Raw genomic sequence first — 20,018 nt, forward strand, 5'->3', positions numbered from 1 at the left:
ACTCAGATATTATGTCTTTTAATTCTATATCATTCCAAATATTAACAATAATATATTATTGTCTATTACTAATACCAAATATCTTTTTTACTAAGCTTGTCCTTGATTTGAATTAGTATTAGTTTTAAGTGGTAAATTATTAAATGAACTTGCAGGAGCATTTTTTATTACCTTAAATTGATATCCATTTTGCTTAAAGTATTCTATTAAAGCTGGTAATGATTTAACAGTATCAACTTTATCTCCTGAATCATGAACTAATACAACAACTTGATTTTTACCATCAATTTGACTCTTAAGAGTATCTAATAATTTATTTATTGATAATTGACCTCTACTTTCAGCATCTCCTGTTTCAGCTGTCCAGTCTATAGCTGTTAAATGTCTTTCATCTAAAGCCTTATTAAATACTTCTAAGTTAGGATCATGATAGTATACTCTTGACATATATCCGCCTGGCATTCTTAATATTCTTGTGTCAAAGTTTGGACCAAGTAAAGCTGTTAATAAAGTCTTTGTTTCTTCTTCTTCCTTCATATATGCATCTACATCAACCTTATTATGAGGATATATCTTAGAATAGACATGGTCAAATGTATGGTCTCCAATTGCGTTACCATCCATTAATTCTTCTCTAACTACCTTTTGAAGATATGGATAACTCTTTAAATAATCTCCTATAACAAAGAATGTTGCATGTACCCCTTCATTCTTTAAAATTTGTAATATTTTAGGAGTATTATTAGCACTTGGACCATCATCTATTGTTAAGAACACTTCTTTTTGAGTTCCTTTATAATTTCCAGCAACCATTTGAGCTACTTCATTTGCAGGAACAGCATAGCTTTCTGCTGATTTTATTATATTTTGCCCTGGAACTATTTCATTAGGATTATATCCCTTATATATTGGATTTATATATCCTAAAGTTTTTGATAAAAAGTACCCTTTTTCCATTTTTTCAATTTGAGCTTCATCACTAGCTGATACATCAGTCTTTGTAGCTGAATCCACCTTTGAACTTGAATTATTATCTGCTGTTGATGTTGTTGCTTTTGCTTCTACAGTTGTTGGTTTTGTTGTTGAATGATCACTTGCGTATGAATAACAACCTACTCCAGCACCTATAATTACAATTGCTGCTATAATACTAACTATTAATCTATTTCTTTTCGCCATTATGTATTTCTCCTATACTTTTCTTTAGCTTTTTGATAAATATAGTATATTATCAATCTATTAATTATTTGTAAATATAAAATGAATAAATAATTTCTTTATAAAAACATAATCATTACAAAATAAATTCAAATTGATAACATAAAGTTTCAAGAAAGCTTTTTAAGTTACTTTATACATATATATCTATATAATAGTTAAAATTTTCTTAAAATGAAGATAAGAAAAGCCCATTAAATAAACAATTTACTTAACAGGCTTGTCCTTTTATTTTTTACTATTTATTATTAAATGAATCTACTGTAGGATTTGATATAACTTTAAATTCATATCCATTATTCTTAAAGTATTGTATTACTTCTGGTAAAGTTTCAACTGTTTGTTTTTTAGCTGCTGCATCATGCATTAAAAGAACTACATGTGTTTCATTCTTAGTTTGTTTTTCTACATTTTGAAGTATTTGAGCTGCTGTATATTTCTTACCTGTAGCATCTCCTGTTTCTGCATCCCAATCTATAGATGTTATATGCTCTTTATTAAATGCTGTATTTAAAGCTGGTAGGCTTGGATCTTTATAATATCTTCTTGACATATATCCACCTGGCATTCTAACAACTCTAGCGTTAAAATCATCACCTAAAATTTTTCTCATTTCATCATTTGTTGTGTTAATTTCATTCATAAATACAGGTACATCCACTGAATTATGAGGATATAACTTTCTATAATCATGACTATATGAATGATTTGCTATTGCATTTCCACTCTCTATTTCTTCTTTTAATAATTTTTTACCCTCTTCTGATTTTATACTTGAACCTAAAACAAAGAAAGTAGCATGTACACCTTCATCTTTTAATATTTTTAATATTTTTTCTGTATTAGGGCTTGGACCATCATCAAATGTTAAAAATACTTGTTTTTGAGTATCCTTTGATTTTCCTTCAAGCATTTGTTGAACTTCATTTGCTGGAACAGCATAACTTTGTGCTGAATAAATAATATTTCCATTTGGAACTATTTGATCAGCTTTTGGTTTTGCAGCAGTACTTTCAGCATTCTTAGCTGGCTCCTGTGCATTTACTTTTACAGTATCATTAGCAGTATTTGTTGACTTAGAAGTTCTACTATATATATATGTTCCCCCTCCGATTACAACTATTGCTAATGCAAGTGAAGTAATTATTCTTCTTCTTCTTATTACAGTTCTCTTATCACTCATTTCTTTACCGCCTTACCTATTCATTAGTTTTATAAGTTTATAATATAATAATTTAATTAAAAAAAAGTAACAATTTTAAAACATTAATATGTCGAATTATTACATTTTAAATAACATTCTCTAAAACCTGAATTTTCAACAGGTTTCCTTATATCTATTACTATATTATCGCAAACTTTCTTCTTAATATTTATATTAAAAATTTAAATTTTTATTAAAAAAAGCATCTCAAAATGAGATGCTTTTTTATTTTTTAATAACCTGGTTTTGTTGTTGAAACTTGACCTTGGTTAGAATCTGTTCTGTAATCTACATCTGAGATTCCTTTAAATGATTCAACAGGTGCATTCTTAATAACCATGAACTTATATCCATGTTCTTTAAAGAATTTAATAACTCCTGGAAGACCATTAGCTGTATCTTGTTTTGCACCAGCATCATGACAAAGAATAACATCTTGAGGCATTTGTTGCCAATTTGCTGTACAGTCTGCAAGCATAGTCGCTGGACTAATTTGTGCTTGAGTTGATGCAACACCTGAGTCATCTGTCCAGTCAATAGCTGTAACAAATTCTTGGTCTAAAGCTTTATTAAATGCTTCTAGATTTGGATCATCATAAGAAACTCTTGACATATATCCACCTGGAAGTCTTAATATTCTTGTATCAAAGTTAGGTCCTAAAACATAATGTTCAAGATCTTTACATTGGTTAAATTGTTTTAAGAACTCATCTGGAGATATTTCATTATTAGGGTATAATACTGGTAATTGGTGTGTAAATGTATGATCCCCTACAGCATCTCCATCCATAATTTCTTGTCTTACAAGGTTTTGAATAGTAGGATTGTTCTTTAAGTGATCTCCTATTAAGAAGAATGTAGCATGAACCCCATATTCATTTAATATTTTTAATACTTGTGGTGTAACATTTGAACTTGGACCATCATCAAATGTTAAAAATACTTCTTTTTGTTTAATATTTGAATGTCCTGATACCATTAATGCTAATTGGTTAGCAGGAACAGCATATGAATTTGCTGAATAAATTATATTTTCTCCTGGTATAATTTCGCTAGGTTTATACCAACTTGGTATTGGATTGATATATCCTAAATTATCTGGAGCATTAAATCCTTTTTTCATCTTTTCAAGTTCTGCTGCTGATATTTTTCCATCTTGGTTTCCAAGATCAGGAACACTTGTATATGATGATTTCATTGTAGGGAATGCTTCACCCTTACCATCATTTAATATTGGTGATGTACCTGTTGCTGGATCATATCCTGCTGGTTCGTATGTATCACCAGATCCAGTTGCTGCCTTATTACCATCTGCTGTTTTATTTTTTGCATCACTATGATCATTTGATGCTTTATCAGCTGATGCAGCTGGAGCTGATTTTAACGTTGTATGTACTGCTGGTTTTACTGGAACTGTTTTGTTCTCACTTTTACTATAGTAATATGCTGCCCCACCTATACCAACAACTACTATTGCTGCTATAATTGCGGCTATCGCACCACCAGCTTTCCCTTTTTTCTTTCTTCTAATCATATAAAATCCTCCATTCCTATAAACTCTAAATATAAATTCTAATAATCCTAGTAAATCTAAGCCAATTCTAAAAACTTAAATTTTCCTGTAACTTACACTAATAGAATATCATTTAGAACTATAGTTGTAGTGACGAAAAATATACAATTAGTTTAATAAAAATACATATTTTATTATAAAAAATAACAAAAAAATTAAGGAGGTTATAAAATAAAATTCAAAATTAACAAATCACTTTAATTTAAGAATTTTTTATGACCTTAAATTGATAATTATTATTTTTAAAATACTTAATTATTCCAGTTAATGCCTTTACAGTTTCTTTTTTATCTCCTGAATCATGCATTAATACTATTACATTATTAATTCCTCTTGATTCTTTTATTGTATAATTTATAAGTTGCTGTGCTGAATAATTTTTTCCTTTTGCATCTCCATTTTCTGCATTCCAATCTACAGATACAACTCCTATATTTTTAAGACCTATTTTTAAATCAGGTATATGTGGATCATTATAGTATTTTCTAGATACATATCCCCCTGGCATTCTTATAACATTTGTATGAAAACTATCTCCTAAAACTCTTTCTAGACAAGCATTTGTCTTTTCTACCTCACTAATAAAATTACCTACATTAACACTATTTTTAGGATATATATATTTATAATTATGACTATATGTATGATTTCCTATAGCATTTCCCTCTTGAAAAGCTTGTTTTACTAAATATTCATTGCCATCTTCTACATTTTTTCCAACTACAAAGAAAGTTGCATGTACCCCTTCCTTTTTTAAAATATTTAATATGGCAGCAGTATTTTGACTTGGACCATCATCAAATGTTAAAAATACATTTTTCTCATCCTCATTATATTTTCCCTTTATCATTTTTGAAACAATATCTGCTGATACAGCATATTCATTAGCACTACTTTTTATATTATTTAACTTGGAGAGATCTCGACTTTTAGATTGATTAGTATTACTTTGCTTTTCTTGATTATTATTAGTATTATTTTCAACTTGCTTTTTTTCTTCAGTATTTTGATTATTCTTTGCTTGTTCTTTTTGATTATTATTAGTATTTTTATCTGTTACTTCTTTATTATTATCTAAAACTTTGTTTTCAGTAGCTTCAGCTTTATTTTGTACTGCCTCTTGCTTATTTGTATCATTAGCCGCTTTATCACTTATTTCACTCGAAGGTTTTATACTCGATGTTTGTGGATTTAAAGTACATCCAACCAAATTATTACTTAAGATAATACCAAAAACTATTAAAATACAAACTCTACTTCTTCTTTTGTTATATAACACAGTCATCACCTTCTGTTTTCTATTTAATTTTAAAAATATATCTTAGATATAAAATATAAATTTTTCTCATTAATCTTAGTATCTTCTTCTAGGATAGTTATTATTCATAAGTTAAATATTAAAGCAAATAAAAAAGGATATATAATCTTAGTAAATAAATACTATATTATATATCCTATACAGAGTAATTTTTTATAAATATTATTTTCAATCTTTAAATATTTATGCAAATTTTATGCATTTTCCATCATAACTAAATTTTTAATTTCTTTAAAACCATTTTTCACATAAAACTTTAATGTTTTTTCTTCTCTTAAAGTATAGAGACTTATTTGAACTATTCCTCTATCCTTAAGTCTTGAAACAAACTCTTCTAAAACCTTAGTTCCTATTCCTTTTCCTTTGAAATTATTATTTACACAAAATTCTTTTATATTAAATCTTGTTCCATCATAATAATATTCTTCATGCCCTACTATCATAGCAAGATTATTTTCTCCATCATGAGCTATAAGACCATAGCCCCCTTCAAAATTTATAATTTGACCAAGTCTTTTAGAAGCAGTCTCTTCTGTCCATTTCTCAAACCAAGGAGCTGCATTAAATGAATCATTAAATATCTTTACAGCTTCATTTAAATTTTGATTATTAATCTCTTTAAATAACATAATTATTTCCCCTATCTTAAAAATTTTAAATTTAAAATATATTATATCCTAAATTTAAAATAAAATCTTTAAATTAATTTTGAAAACTTACTACTAATCTAAATACTTATTTAAACTCTAAATACTTTTCATCTATTTTTCCTATAAATGGACTTACTATTGTATCATATTCTCTTCCATAATTACTCATATTTTTATTAGGATAAGTTAAAATAAGTCTCTTTTTAGCTCTTGTAATTGCAACATAAAAAAGCTTACCCTCTTCATCTAAATCGCCATTATATAATGGGAACTTTCCATCTATAAGTCCTGAAACTATAACTGTGTTATACTCAAGCCCCTTAGCCTGATGAACTGTTATTATAGGTATTCTTGGCTTTTCTTGAGTATTAGATACTATTTGCTCAATTTCTCCACCTGATAATGCTGTAACTTCAACTGCTGAGATTAAAGCATCTCTTGGACATTTCTCACTATCATCAAGAACTGAAAGTATTTTATGAAAATTCATAACTCTTCTAAAACGTTCTTCCCTCTCTTGTACAATATACTTATTCATAATATCAAAATTCTTTTGTATCTCAAGTATCATTTCATAAGGTCTTATCTCATAAGATTTTTGCTTAAGCACTCTATACTTTTCCCTAAACTCTTCAAACTTTTTATAAAGATCTGCTATAAGGCTCATTCTTTGAAAACTTGTAGGTCTTATTTTAGCTTCAATAGCCATAACTAATAATTCAGTTGTAGCTATTATATCATCTAAGGCATTATGACTTGGCTTATGGGTAGTTTTAAATCTTTCACTTAAATATTCAAGCTTATGATTTTTTTCCATAGGATAAAATCTTCTATATATATCTAAGGTGTCATAAAATCCTTTAAAGAGTGGAGCTCCTATATTACATCTATTAAGTTCACTTGTAAAAATATTTATATCATACTGAACATTATGTCCTATTACTATTTTATCTTTAGTATATTCTCTAAACTCATTTAAAACTTCTTCTTTAGGAAGTCCATGCTCTGCTAAATATTCATCTGTAAAATGATGTACTTTAGCTGATGCACCAACAGTTTTATTAGGTTTTATAAATCTTTCATAAGTATCTATAATCTTCCCCTTATTATCAATTTTAACTGCTGCTATTTGAATTATTTCATCACTTGTAACATCAGTCCCAGTACTTTCAACATCAAAAATAACTATATTCCCATCAGAAGATGATCTATCATAAGCATTTAAAAGATTAGTATAAAATTCACCATTTGCAGTATAATCACTTATAAAGTCTGAAAGCTTTATTCTTGCTTTTCTAAACTCAGTTGTTTCCATTTTCTCAAGAATAGCCTTTCCTACTCCTGTATTTAATCTTCTTAAAACTCTTTCAAGACTTACCGTATCATATGGATTTATAAGTATTTTAAATATAGCAGTAATATCTTTTATTTCTGCTCTTCTAAAAAATTTATATTCATCTACTAATATAAACTCAAAATCTTGATTTACACTAATTCTACTTAAAACCTTACTTAAATCCTTATTATAATTATTTGCCCTTGTAAGAACACAAACTTTACTTAAATCTTCACCTTCTAGAGCTAAGTTTTTAAAACTATTTAATATTCCAATAGCTTCTGCTTCAATATTATCATAGCTTATTACAGATATTTTTTCCCCAAGCTCATCACTACAAGAACTAACTCCATCTTTATATATTTCAGAAACTCTACTTTCAAATACATTTCCTAAAAAATCTATACTTGCATTAGTTAAAATTCGAGTAGATCTATAATTTTTATCAAATACTATTTCAAGTGGATTACATTCCTTTTTGAAAGCTTCAAATATCTTATCAGGCTCTGATCCTCTCCACTTATAAATTGTTTGAAATATATCTCCACATAATAAGATATTTTTACTATTATCACTCTTAAATATCTTTTCTATAATTTCGTAATCACTCATACTAGTATCTTGAACTTCATCTATATTTATAAATTTATATTTATCTCTATAATAATCAACAATATCTTTATTCATAAAAAGTATTTTAGTAAATGTAATTAAATCATTAAAATCTAAGGCTTTATCACTTCTAAGCTGTTTATTATAAAATGAAATATAAAGTACTCCATAATCAAGCATATAATGCATAAGTTTTATATTTACATGTCCATTTGTTTTAAAACAATCAGCAACTAAACTTTTAAAAGCAGGCTTTGATAAATTATCTATACAAAGCTTATAATCATGTTCTTCATCATCACTTAAAAAACCCCATTTAAGTCTATGAGATTTTACTAGCTCTATAAATTTATATATCATAGAAACATCTATAAAAGCTTTATTATATCCTTTTTGCTGAATAGTAGAAATTTTTTTAACTGCTTCTATTGCATCCTCCTCATCAAATACAACAAAATCAGTTGAAATATCTGTTTTATTCTTAGCACTATTTCTAATAACCTCAAGACAAAAACTATGAAAGGTCTTAATTGTACATTTTGTACTTCCTCCTAGCTTTTGTTCTATTCTCTCCTTCATTTCCTTTGCAGCCTTATTAGTAAAAGTTATACAAAGTATTTCCTCTTCTTTAGCAAGCCCTTTATTTATTATATTATAAACCCTTTCAGATAAAACTCTAGTCTTTCCTGTCCCAGCAGGAGCAACTAAAAATATATTTCTATCTAAGGTATTAACAACTTCTTGCTGTTTTTTATTTAATATCATTAATCTTAACTCCTATCAAATATCATTTCATTATCTATAATTTAATAATTATTCTATCCGTAGAACTTATTTTTGTATATAAGCTTTCTTAATCTATTATATTCTTTTATTTATATAAAAAAATATAATCTTATTTAAAATAATTAGTAATAACTATACTTAACTCTTTATATTAAGATATTACTATACTTTCTTGCATAGTATTTCAATATCACAAATTTCAAATCCTTTTTAATACTAAATAACCTCTTAAATTTTATTACCAAAATTTCAATAAACTTAAATTTTCTTAAATTTCTTAAAATAAAATTCCTATTAATATCTAGTTTAAATATATATGCTACGCTATAAATGTTCTATTTATATTAATTTAAGTATAGAATTATCATTTTTTACTTTTTATAAATTTTATGTTAAAGAGTAATATTTATAGCATATAAGGGGTGGTCATAATTAAAAATCAAAAAAAAATAATATTTATTTTATCTTTATCTATATCTTTATTTTTTATTGGTTCAATTATAAAAAACTATTTAATTCATTTAGATTGTCATAAATCAGATTATAAGGGTTTTGCTAAAACTCATGAAGCTTCTTTATTAGAACAATCATTAAATGAACATTGGGAAAGAACCTTTTCTGCTAAATCATCTAGTAAACTAAGAAAAGAATTAAGACAGTTATTAAAGTGTCAACAAAAAGTAATATCAAAAATAAAGTCAACTGAAGATACTGAGTTAAAAGAACTTCTAGTTAATTATGAAAAAGGAATAAAAAAAAGTTTAAAAAATTTAAAAATAAATTCTAAAATTCTATTTGAAGATAAGGCAGAGCTTAATACTAGAGTTTTAAAAGAAACTGATATATTATTCCTTAAAAGCTTAGATAAAATTAATGATACATATGGTATGAATATGTATGAAGATTATACAGCTTTCATTAAATATCTTCTTTATTCTTATAATAAATCTCCTGATACATATGATTCATTTATTCCAACATCAAATTCTTACTATTATTTTGATAGAAATATTTACTTTTACTAAAAAATCCACCAGAAAACTGGTGGATTCTTTTTAAGGACTGCTTTCCAAAATTAATTTTGACTTTGTCCTTGAGTTTGAGCTTGGTTTTGATTTTGATCTGCTGAACTACTTTGTTGAGTATTATTTTGACTTTGATCTGTTGAATTACTTTGTTGAGCACTATTTTGACTGCTACTTGACTCATTTTCAACAGCACTTGTACCACCTTCAAAGAATGTTACAATATCATGCCATATCTTTGAAAACCAATGTTCTACTTTAGTAAAGAAACCTGTTGATTTTAATTTTTCATATTCATCCTTAACAGATTGACTTACATTTGAGAAATCTTTTGCTCCCTTACTAATACTACTTTGTATTTGGTTTAAAGTATTTGAAATATTATTATAATCTAGGTGTAATCCTTGAATTTGAGCCATTAAATTAACAACTTCTTGATTTTGTTCTGGTGTTAATTTAACTCCATAATTATTAGTTACATTGTTAACTATATTTTGGATTTGTATTGTACTATTAGGATTATCCTTTATTACTAAGCTCTTTGATTCATTAATAATAGATTCAGCTTTTTGTTGACCTATTTGATTACCAAGATTTGTTGTAACCTTAACCTCATCATTAGCTACCTTTTTATTTTGTGTAGGTATTTGTTTTCCTGTTGCAGCTTGGAATCCTTCAAGTATTCCAGCTAAAGCAGCTTGTCCTGTTACTGGATATGGTGCATCAGCTACTATACTTGCATCATTAATTCCACAAGTTGTTAAAGCACTTGCAAGCATATCTCCTGTAACCTGAGTTAAATTATTTGTACTTACACTTATACCACTACCTTTAGGTAATAAAGTTACCTTACAGCTTGAAATTGATTGGCTAGTTGCTGGTATTGGTGTATCTGCTGGATATCCCATTTCTATATTAATATCTTGATTTGTTACTTCTACAAATTTAACGCCTTGTTGACCTTCTGTTACATTGAAGTTTGAAAGCATTTGTTGCTTTTGGGCAGGTGTTAAGTTAGCACCAAGTGATACTATTACTTCTCCTGGCTTATATCCAGTACTTGTATTAGTAGTATTTGAGCTAGTTTGTTGTGTATTTTGTGATGTTTGATTATTGTCAGTTTGTTTTGGTGCAGCACTTTGTGTATTATTACCATCTGTTTGTGTTGCCCCAGTTGATGATATTGTTTGTGTTGCTCCATCATAACTTTGTGTCATAGTAGTAGTTGTTGCAAGACCAGCAACTGGACTTGCCATAACTGTTCCTAAAATCATTAATGATATAGCTTTCTTTTTCATCTTTTAATCTCCTCTTATGTTTATTAAATAATAAATTTAATTTCTTAAATCATTATTTTAAAACAGTATAGTTTATTATCTCGTTTATATAATATACACTCTTTATTTTAAATAAATTCAAAAATTTAATAAAAAGTATATATCACATATTACCATTATTTATTTAAAAAATCTATATTTTCAACAAAAAAAGTCTTATTCTTTAATGAATGCAATTATTTTACTGTATATTAATATAATAATATGATTCTTTTAAAATATTTGTAAATAAAAAAGGTTTATCTTTAAAAGATAAACCTTTTATTTATAATACATTTTCATTTAAATTTAATGTTTCATAACTTTCTTTAGTTGTATATAAAATAAATTTATTAGCTAATAGAGAAAAGATTATACCTATTCCTACATACATAAGTCTTTTCATAGTTACTTCAATAACTCCTGAATTTAAAGAGACAGATGCGATAACTGATACTGTAACACAAATCATTGCCTCTTTATAATTATGTGCAAATGGATTTAAATATCCTGCTAATAAAACTATTATAAGTCTTATAGAACTATCTTTTATAAAAATAAAAGAAATTATTACTATTAAAGCTCCTATAACAGTCCCTTCTAATCTTTCCCTAGCTCTTGATTTACAATTTTCTGCATATAATTCAGTTAAGGAAAATACAGTATAAGCCATCCATCTACCTTGCTCAAGCTTAAAGAAATCTATTAAAAATCCTGTCAGTGCAGCAAGTAAACCTATTCTTATAGCATAATTAAATCTTATTGTATTTACACTAAATTCTTTTTTAAATATTTTTATTACTTTATATTCAATATCTTTATCTTCACCGTCTGATAGTTTTTCTTCCTCATTAGGCTTATCATTCTTATTATCTTTAAAATGAATAACAAACTGCATAGCCATTATTGCAATAGCTCCAAAGACTAAGCCAACTATTCTCTTAATAAAATCAACTCCATATACAGGAGTATAAAGCATAAATAAATATTGAAGCCCAAAAGGAACTACAATAGATTTATTAAGATTATAACTTAAAAAATACCCTATTGCACCAAGTGCTAAGAAATTTAATATTATCCCTATAAATATATTATTTCCTGCAAAAAAAGTGAAAAATCCAAGAATTAAATTTATAAATAAAAGTTTAGAAAAATTTTTACTAGCCTCTTTAGTTAAATCTTTTTCCATTAAAACCAAAGCTGCTACTACAACAGTAACTCCAACTAATGAATTAGTCTTACCAAATAGTAAATTAAATATATTTATAAATAATATAATGCATATAAACATTTTAGTATTATAAATAATTTTATCCTTCATAGCTATCACCCCTTATTCAAATAATAATTTTACCAAAATAAGGGGCTTATCTCAATAACATTTTTATTAATTTAATAATTTTATAAGAGAAGAAACTATAACTATAAAACTAAAAAAGCTAGCTACTCCTTCAATAAATGAGCCTGTTTTAAATGGTGATAATTTAAACTTTAACTTTATAAAAGGGCCCATAAGTGGTACTCCTTCTTTTGTAAATAAATCTAATAATATATGACTTAGATAACCTAAAACAACTCCTAGAAGATAGACTTCTATATAAGTTAAAACTTTTTCCTTATTATTAAAAGTAAAAAATACAGTAGATAAACTTAAAATTATAATTATATAAATATCATTTTTCTTAGCAAGTATCCCTCTAAATTTATTTGGTATACTACTTAAAACAAATAAACATGATGTTACTACTATAAAAGAATTTATACTTGCAAAAATAAGTGTTTTATTTTGATCAGTTCCAGACTCTAAATAAAGCTTTAATTTATCTCCTAAGAAAAATATTAAATAACTAAAAAGTATTAAAGCTAATATTGTATGAGTAAATCCTCTATGGCCAAATTTTGATGAAATAAACTTTGAAATTGGCTTTACCTTTCTTCCAACAGTACTAGTTGATGAATCTATATCAGGAATTAAACTTCCTATAGCTCCTCCAGCCATTGTTAGACTTACAAATATTAATGGATCTTCAAGTCTCGCTCCTATGTATTCTTGAATTATTAAAGGTAATACAGCTCCAAGTGCTATACCACCCATTCTATGTGTCTTTGCTAACATTTTATTCTCCTAAATGTCTATATTTTGCTTTAATTATATCAAGAGTATCACCTATTTTCTACAAAATATTCCATTAAATTCGAATAATAAATAAAAAAATAAACTTGGTTAATTAACCAAGCTTATCTTTTATTAAGCTCTTTTAATAAATTCTACATTAAATTCAGGATAAATTGTTGCACCCTTATAAAATCTTCTATAGTAATTTTTAATATCACAGAATGTTGTATAAGCTCCATCTTGCATTAAATTAGACTTACCTGTCTCATCCATAAGTTGTGAAAGGTATTCTACCTCTTCTTCGTTAGCAAAATCAAATCCTAAAACAAATATATTACTTCTTATTCTTTCAAAAGCTTCTTCATTTATAAAATCTACTATAGAACATGATAATTCATCTACAGTCTTTTTATTTCTTTCTTCAATACTTCCTTCAATACTTTTAGCAGCTAACTTCTTATAGAATTTCATAGCTTCTTTTTTAGTTTCGTAGCTTGAAAATACTAGGAATGAGAATATATCATAAGTTTCTATATCAACTTCTATATAGTCAATATTATTTTCTTCAATATATTTATTTATTTCTTTGTATCCTTCTTCATATTGTTTTAAATCCTTAGGATCAAAATTTCCAAGCTCAAACTTCTTTCCTTCAATCTCTACTGCTTGTAAAGGATGTATACTTAGTGTTCTTAAAGCATTCTTTAAATCTAATAAAACTTTAGTACTTTCAACTTCTAAGATTCCATTAACTATCTTCATATCTAATCTCCTTATCTTTAGTTATAAAATTATTATAATACATCTATAAATAAAATCCTATCTAAGGATAAGAATATATATTTTAAAATTTAAGTATATATTATTTTTCATCAGCTATAGCAGCTTCTTTTTGTATTTCATTTATTCTTTGTAATTTTTCTTTTTCTTGAATTACTTTTTCATTTTTTATAAATGAATACATAGTATATCCACCATCTATATTTTTACACTTAAATCCATTTTGAATAAGAATTCTATAAGCAAGATATGATCTTAAGCCACTCTTACAATAAATATTTATTATTTTATCCTTTGGAAGCTCTGATAATCTGTCTCTAAGACTAGCTAAAGGTATATGATATGAACCTTCTATTATTCCAATAGATAGTTCATTTTCATTTCTAACATCTAAAATAAATTCTTCTTTCTCTATAAGAGAATCAACCATAGATGAATCTACTGTTTCAACATCCATATCTACTACATTTCCTGCAACATATCCTAACATATTTACAGGATCTTTTGCTGATGAATATGGCGGAGCATAACAAAGCTCTAAATCTTGTAAATCATTTACACTAAGACCACCTTTAATAGCTGTAGCTATAACATCTATTCTTTTTTCTACTCCATCTTTTCCAACACCTTGTGCTCCAAAAATATTACCATATTCATCAAATAAGATTTTCAAATAAATAGCTGTTGCTCCTGGATAATATCCTGCATGAGACATTGGTTGTACATGTGCTGTTTTATATGGTATTTTAAATTTTCTAAGTGTACTCTCATTATTTCCTGTTGATGCAACTGTTAAATCAAATACTTTAGCCACAGAAGATCCAAGTGTTCCTAGATATTGAATATTTCTATCTTCTATATTGTCTGCAACTATTCTACCTTGACGATTTGCTGGCCATGCAAGTGGTATAACCGTTTGTCTACCATTTATGTAATTTCTGACTGACACAGCATCTCCTAATGCATAAATATTTTCATCTGATGTTCTCATATATCTATCAACAATAATAGCTCCACCTTCTGTTAAATCAAGACCTGCATCTTTAGCAAGCTTACTTTCTGGTCTCACACCAACTGAAAAAATTGTTAAATCTGATTTTAATTCTAAACCGCTATCTAAAATAATTTTCTTTCCATTTTCTAAAAATTGTACTACAGCATCCTCAAATATTAAATTAACACCTTTTTCTCTTAAATGCTCATGAACTATAGCAGCCATTTCAAAATCTATATTAGGCATTACTTGATTTGCTCTTTCAACTAAAGTGATATTAATTCCTTTATCTAAAAGATTTTCAATCATCTCTATCCCTATAAATCCACCACCAATAATAACTGCATTTTTTACTTCATTATTATCTATATAATTTTTTATCTTATCTGTATCTGGTATATTTCTTAAAGTAAATAAATTTTCAGCTTTATCTATTCCTTGTATTGGAATAATAATTGGTTTTGCCCCTGGTGATAAAACTAAAATATCATAACTTTCTCTATATTCCTTACCTGTATTAACTTCTCTTACTAAAACTTCTTTTGATTCTCTATCTATTGAGATAACTTCTGTAAGATTTCTAATATCTAAATTAAATTTCTTAGACATTCCCTCTTTTGTTTGTACTAAAAGTTTATCTCTTTCCTCTATAGTACCACCTATATAGTAAGGTAAACCACAATTTGCAAAAGAAATATATTCACCCTTTTCAAACATTACTATCTCTACATTTTCATTAAGTCTTCTAAGTCTTGCAGCAGTAGATGCCCCACCAGCTACTCCTCCAACTATTACTACTTTCTTATCCATAAATATTTCCCTTTCCAACTTATTACTATATATAAATAAAATGATTTATGTATCTTTTTAAAAGAGTAAGATATTACTCCTAACTCTTAATTAAACAATACATCAATTAAATTCTTTATCTCCTCATTAGCTATTCTATAATTTACTTCTAAACCATTTCTTTCTCCTATGATTATCTTAGCAGCTTTTAATTTTGCTAAATGCTGGGATATAGTAGATTGTGGGATATTTAAACATTCTTGCATATAGCTAACATTACAACTATTTCCACTACATAAACCTCTTACTATACATAATCTAATAGGATGTGCTATTGCTTTTAATATTTCTGCTTTTTCCTCATAATATTTTGGGTTTTTTGAAAAAACCTTATTATTTTCCATCTTTAAACCTCCAAATCCTTATATCTATATAATATGATTTACTCCTATAAAATGTCAACATAACTTATAAAAAAAGAAGTTTAATAAATTAAACTCCTCTTAATAAAGATTTATATCCAGAAAACAGGATATTTTCTTACACTACTTAAATTATTTATTAAAATAGCTAAAATAACTATAACTAAACAACCTAATATAAGTGGATGAATTAAAAAACTCCAACTACTACCCGCTACAATAACAACTAGAGGATCTGCTCCTGCTGGCGGATGTGTTGTTTTAGTTAAAAGCATTGCAAATATTGATATCCCAACTCCTAAAGCTAATGAAATAGGGGTATTCCCTAATAAATTATAACAAAGTATTCCTATTGTTGTTGCAATTATATGACCACCTATTATATTTCTTGGTTGAGATAATGGAGCATTCCAAGCTCCAAATGCTAAAACACAGCTAGCTCCAAATGGTGCTATGATCCATGGCGTCTTAGTTTCTTTAGTTAAATAAGCAAGAAGTCCTATAGTAATAAATCCACCAATTAAGCCAATTAAACTATCTTTGAAATTTACTTTTAAAGGACTTCTCTCTTTTGTATATAACTTAGCGAAGTACTTTTGCATAAATCTTCTCCTTTATAAAAATCAGTCTTTTGAATATAACATCAGGCAAAAAATAAGTCAATGTAAGGAATTTAAAAAATAGTAAAAAAAATTAACTATCTAAAACTTAGATAGTTAATTACTGGCTAATTACTTTTTTTACATTTATCAATATATTCTTTCATTATGGCTTCAAATCCATTTCTAACATCGCTTCCCTTTATACCAAGTTCTCTATTTTCAAACTTCTTTTCAAGTATTGGAGCAAGTTCATATGGATCAATATCTAATAAGTTTACTTCTTCCTTTATCATGTTTAAAGCTTTCATCTTACCTTGAAGCATTTCTTTCTCAGAAACATCATTAATTGAAATCATAACAACATCTAACATTTCTATTCTTTCATTTATTTCTTCAATTAGTTCCTTTTTATTCATTTTCATTTACCTTCTTTATTTTAAAGTTTCTGACAGATGAATTATATAATACTAAATTTATATAAGCAAAATATCAAAATTATTAAATTTACACTATAAATTCTTTTATATATTTATATTTTAGAACTTATATTTAGTTTGAATATAAATTTATATTAAATAAAGCAATTATAAAAATATTTCATAAAATCTCATTAAACATATAAAAAATAAAAATTTTCTTTATATTTTTATATTTTACCTGTTTATTTTTCTCCAAAATATTATATAATAATTTGTATGACAAAAATTTTATATATCAAAGGAGCTAACTTTATGATTAATAACCTGCAAAATAAAGAACTTGAAGAAGCTTTAGCACTTCTTAATAGCTACAAGGAAATGGATCTCTCTCTTCCAATAGGTATACTTGAGGATATAAACGAGGAGGTTCACTCACCAGCTTTCCTTAAATTAATTTGTGAGGAAAACGAACACGATATATAAAATAAAGGCTATGAACTTATAGTTCATAGCCTTTAGTTTTTTTATTTTTACTAAATATATAAATCATATATATTCCTGATATTATTATAATAACTATACTTATAAGTTGAGCCATTCTTATATTTCCTATATAAAGACTATCTGTTCTTAAGCCTTCAATAAAATATCTACCTACTGAATAAAGTATTCCATAACTTGCAAGAACTATTCCTTTATATTTATCAGATAATTTATATAATATTATAATTAATACTATACCTATAAGTATGTCCCAAATACTTTCATATAAGAAAGTAGGATGATAATACTTTCCACCTATAAACATTCCTTCTTGAATAAACTTTGGAAAATGACTTATAAATTCTTTACTTACCTCACCCCCATGAGCTTCACTGTTAAAGAAATTCCCCCATCTTCCAATACCTTGAGCTATTATTATTGAAGGAATAGCTACATCAGCATATTTAAGAAAATCAACTTTTTTAATCTTACAATATATAATTGCAGTTAAAATAGCTCCTATTAAGGCTCCATGAATTGCTATTCCACCGCCTCTTATATTAAGTATCTGATCTAGATGATTTTTATAATAATCCCATTCAAAAATTACATAATAAGTTCTAGCACCTATTATTGCAAAAGGAAATCCCCATAAAAATAAATCTATTATAACATTAAAGTCCATATTTCTTTTTTTTACATTTATATACGCTATAAATAAAGCTACTAAAATAGCAAAAGAAATCATTATTCCATACCATCTTACATCAAATCCTGATATACTAAATGCTATTGGATTCATAAAACTCCCCCTATACTTTAAAATCTTTATATATAGTGTATCAAATTTTTATATACAAATTATGTATTTAAATCTTATAAGTTCTATAAAAAGATTTATTTAACATAATGTTAACATTTATTTTGAGAACCACTTCTTTTTTTTATTTCTTTCAGTTCTTTTTATAAGATTTCCCCTCATATTTGTAACAATTTTCTCTTCTACATTAGAATATCTTTCTTCTAATATTTTCATTTCTCTAAGCTTGGACTCTAATTCAATAATATATTTGTCTTTTTCAAAATTTTCTTTCTCTTTAATATTTAATTCTCTTTTTAATTGTGATACTTCCATATTCAAAAGCTCTATTTCTTTATCTTTATCATAATCATAAATTTTTTTGACTTCAATATCCTCTAAAAGCTTTCTAATCCCCTCTTCTTTTATATAAATATCACCATTTTCCTCATAAATATATTCTTTAAAATTTTCTTCTTTTACTCTTTTATTTATAGCTGTCTTGCTTATTTCTAATTCCTTACTTACTTCAGCTATTTTATACCCCATTTTCTCACCCTTTATTTTTATTATGTATTATATGATTTTAATTCTACTTTTTTATTTTAAAACCTTTTAAATACCAAATAAAATAAATTTTAATATGGTAATTTATTCAATAAATCAGCTTTTATAAAATCTTTATAATTGTGTATATTATCTATCATATCTTTAAAATCATCCATACTAAAGCCTATTCTCTCCATTTCAGCTTCTAAGACATCAACATGTCCCATTTCCTTATAGTCATTATACATAATCTTTAAATAACTTCTTGTATCTTCTGCATAATCTACAGATAACATTGTAAAATTACCTTCTGAAAATTCATAATTAATAATATCTATTAAAGATAGCATGTCTATCTCTTCTTCTTGCTTATTCTCTAAACGTTCTATTTCATAATATATCCCCTGACATATCTCAACAAGTTTTATATCAACATCATGATAATTTAATATATTTAAAAAGTTATCCTTATCTTCAGCTGTAATAACTATATCTCCATTCTCTTCCATAAGTATAGAAATTGATATTGAAGGAATTACTACTTTTTTTATAAAATTTAAAACTTCCTTTTTACTATCAAAGTTATAGAACTCAGAAAATACTGAACCACTATCTTTATTAATTATTGAAAATCTTAATAATTTTTTATCTATATCAAAAGCTTTATCTTCATCTTCTAAAAAATTTCTTAATTTTTCTATATCATTTATCATTCGTGACCATCCTTTCATGTCTATATATATATTTTAACTAATAACATAATAATATATTACTCCAGTTTTCGCTAGTATTAGTATAATTATAAAATAAAAGGGACTGTCTCAAAGTGGAATTAGATTCCATCTTTAGAGACAATCCCTTTTTTTTGCGTTTAAACGACTTTTTATAGATTTTGTTTATAATATAAGTATGCAAAAAACAAACAAAACCTATGATATAAATTTAACCATAAATACAGAAAATATTCTAGAAAAAAATTGTATGGTGAGGACGCTAAATTACTTTATAGATAATTTAAAAATAAGAA

The 20,018-nt window shown here is 26.3% G+C and carries 18 protein-coding genes and 1 pseudogene; 2 read left to right on the top strand and 17 right to left on the bottom strand.

The window, feature by feature from the left end; genetic code table 11:
• Window positions 1-90: 90 nt before the first annotated feature.
• The 6 genes from BN8917_RS00505 to BN8917_RS00530 all read right to left on the bottom strand — a co-directional run bounded on the left by BN8917_RS00505 (window position 91) and on the right by BN8917_RS00530 (window position 8,676).
• Complete coding sequence (locus tag BN8917_RS00505; RefSeq protein WP_066869049.1) at window positions 91-1,179, bottom strand: polysaccharide deacetylase family protein; 1,089 nt, start codon at window positions 1,177-1,179, stop codon at window positions 91-93.
• Between the two features lie 277 nt (window positions 1,180-1,456).
• The gene (locus tag BN8917_RS00510) at window positions 1,457-2,401 is read right to left on the bottom strand and encodes a polysaccharide deacetylase family protein (protein ID WP_066869052.1); all 945 of its coding nucleotides are present in this window, start codon (window positions 2,399-2,401) and stop codon (window positions 1,457-1,459) included.
• A gap of 253 nt (window positions 2,402-2,654) precedes the next feature.
• Window positions 2,655-3,956, bottom strand: coding sequence for a polysaccharide deacetylase family protein (locus tag BN8917_RS00515; protein WP_066869054.1), 1,302 nt, complete (start codon window positions 3,954-3,956; stop codon window positions 2,655-2,657).
• Window positions 3,957-4,197: 241 nt separating this feature from the next.
• Window positions 4,198-5,274, bottom strand: a complete 1,077-nt coding sequence (locus tag BN8917_RS00520; RefSeq protein ID WP_066869057.1) for a polysaccharide deacetylase family protein — start codon at window positions 5,272-5,274, stop codon at window positions 4,198-4,200.
• Window positions 5,275-5,507: 233 nt separating this feature from the next.
• Window positions 5,508-5,942, bottom strand: a complete 435-nt coding sequence (locus BN8917_RS00525) for a GNAT family N-acetyltransferase (protein ID WP_066869060.1) — start codon at window positions 5,940-5,942, stop codon at window positions 5,508-5,510.
• A gap of 106 nt (window positions 5,943-6,048) precedes the next feature.
• On the bottom strand, window positions 6,049-8,676 hold the full coding sequence (locus BN8917_RS00530; RefSeq protein ID WP_066869063.1) for a 3'-5' exonuclease: 2,628 nt from the start codon (window positions 8,674-8,676) through the stop codon (window positions 6,049-6,051).
• Window positions 8,677-9,119: 443 nt separating this feature from the next.
• Between BN8917_RS00530 and BN8917_RS00535 the strand changes: the two genes are divergently transcribed.
• Window positions 9,120-9,722 carry a hypothetical protein gene (locus tag BN8917_RS00535; protein WP_066869066.1) on the top strand — a complete coding sequence of 201 codons (603 nt, stop codon included), beginning with the start codon at window positions 9,120-9,122 and terminating at the stop codon, window positions 9,720-9,722.
• Between the two features lie 50 nt (window positions 9,723-9,772).
• Here the strand turns inward: BN8917_RS00535 and BN8917_RS00540 are convergent, their stop codons facing one another.
• The 8 genes and pseudogenes from BN8917_RS00540 to BN8917_RS00575 form a co-directional block, all read right to left on the bottom strand.
• Window positions 9,773-11,020, bottom strand: coding sequence for a DUF1002 domain-containing protein (locus BN8917_RS00540; protein WP_066869069.1), 1,248 nt, complete (start codon window positions 11,018-11,020; stop codon window positions 9,773-9,775).
• Between the two features lie 304 nt (window positions 11,021-11,324).
• Window positions 11,325-12,359, bottom strand: a complete 1,035-nt coding sequence (locus BN8917_RS00545; protein WP_066869071.1) for an FUSC family protein — start codon at window positions 12,357-12,359, stop codon at window positions 11,325-11,327.
• A 66-nt stretch (window positions 12,360-12,425) separates the two neighbouring features.
• Window positions 12,426-13,154 carry a metal-dependent hydrolase gene (locus BN8917_RS00550; protein ID WP_066869074.1) on the bottom strand — a complete coding sequence of 243 codons (729 nt, stop codon included), beginning with the start codon at window positions 13,152-13,154 and terminating at the stop codon, window positions 12,426-12,428.
• 132 nt (window positions 13,155-13,286) lie between these two features.
• Window positions 13,287-13,916 carry a hypothetical protein gene (locus BN8917_RS00555; protein WP_066869077.1) on the bottom strand — a complete coding sequence of 210 codons (630 nt, stop codon included), beginning with the start codon at window positions 13,914-13,916 and terminating at the stop codon, window positions 13,287-13,289.
• Window positions 13,917-14,031: 115 nt separating this feature from the next.
• Window positions 14,032-15,738, bottom strand: a pseudogene (locus BN8917_RS00560) (CoA-disulfide reductase); the annotation flags it as partial.
• A gap of 86 nt (window positions 15,739-15,824) precedes the next feature.
• Entirely contained in the window at window positions 15,825-16,121 is a 297-nt protein-coding gene (locus tag BN8917_RS00565) for an ArsR/SmtB family transcription factor (protein ID WP_066869083.1), read from the bottom strand.
• 110 nt (window positions 16,122-16,231) lie between these two features.
• Window positions 16,232-16,741 (bottom strand): HPP family protein, encoded by a 510-nt coding sequence (locus BN8917_RS00570; protein ID WP_066869086.1) that lies wholly within the window; start codon window positions 16,739-16,741, stop codon window positions 16,232-16,234.
• 125 nt (window positions 16,742-16,866) lie between these two features.
• On the bottom strand, window positions 16,867-17,157 hold the full coding sequence (locus BN8917_RS00575; protein ID WP_066869089.1) for a hypothetical protein: 291 nt from the start codon (window positions 17,155-17,157) through the stop codon (window positions 16,867-16,869).
• Between the two features lie 315 nt (window positions 17,158-17,472).
• Here BN8917_RS00575 and BN8917_RS14250 point away from each other — a divergent pair, with 315 nt between their 5' ends.
• A complete protein-coding gene (locus BN8917_RS14250) occupies window positions 17,473-17,643 on the top strand; it encodes a hypothetical protein (RefSeq protein ID WP_159426711.1) in 171 nt (56 codons plus the stop codon).
• A gap of 16 nt (window positions 17,644-17,659) precedes the next feature.
• On the opposite strand, the gene lgt is transcribed toward BN8917_RS14250, so the two are convergent.
• The 3 genes from lgt to BN8917_RS00590 form a co-directional block, all read right to left on the bottom strand.
• On the bottom strand, window positions 17,660-18,445 hold the full coding sequence (lgt, locus tag BN8917_RS00580) for a prolipoprotein diacylglyceryl transferase (protein ID WP_066869092.1): 786 nt from the start codon (window positions 18,443-18,445) through the stop codon (window positions 17,660-17,662).
• A gap of 117 nt (window positions 18,446-18,562) precedes the next feature.
• Entirely contained in the window at window positions 18,563-18,991 is a 429-nt protein-coding gene (locus tag BN8917_RS00585) for a hypothetical protein (protein ID WP_066869095.1), read from the bottom strand.
• Window positions 18,992-19,080: 89 nt separating this feature from the next.
• Entirely contained in the window at window positions 19,081-19,704 is a 624-nt protein-coding gene (locus BN8917_RS00590) for a hypothetical protein (RefSeq protein WP_066869098.1), read from the bottom strand.
• Window positions 19,705-20,018: the final 314 nt, after the last annotated feature.

The sequence above is a fragment of the Clostridium mediterraneense genome (genome assembly GCF_900091705.1).
Taxonomy (GTDB): Bacteria; Bacillota; Clostridia; order Clostridiales; family Clostridiaceae; genus Sarcina; species Sarcina mediterraneense.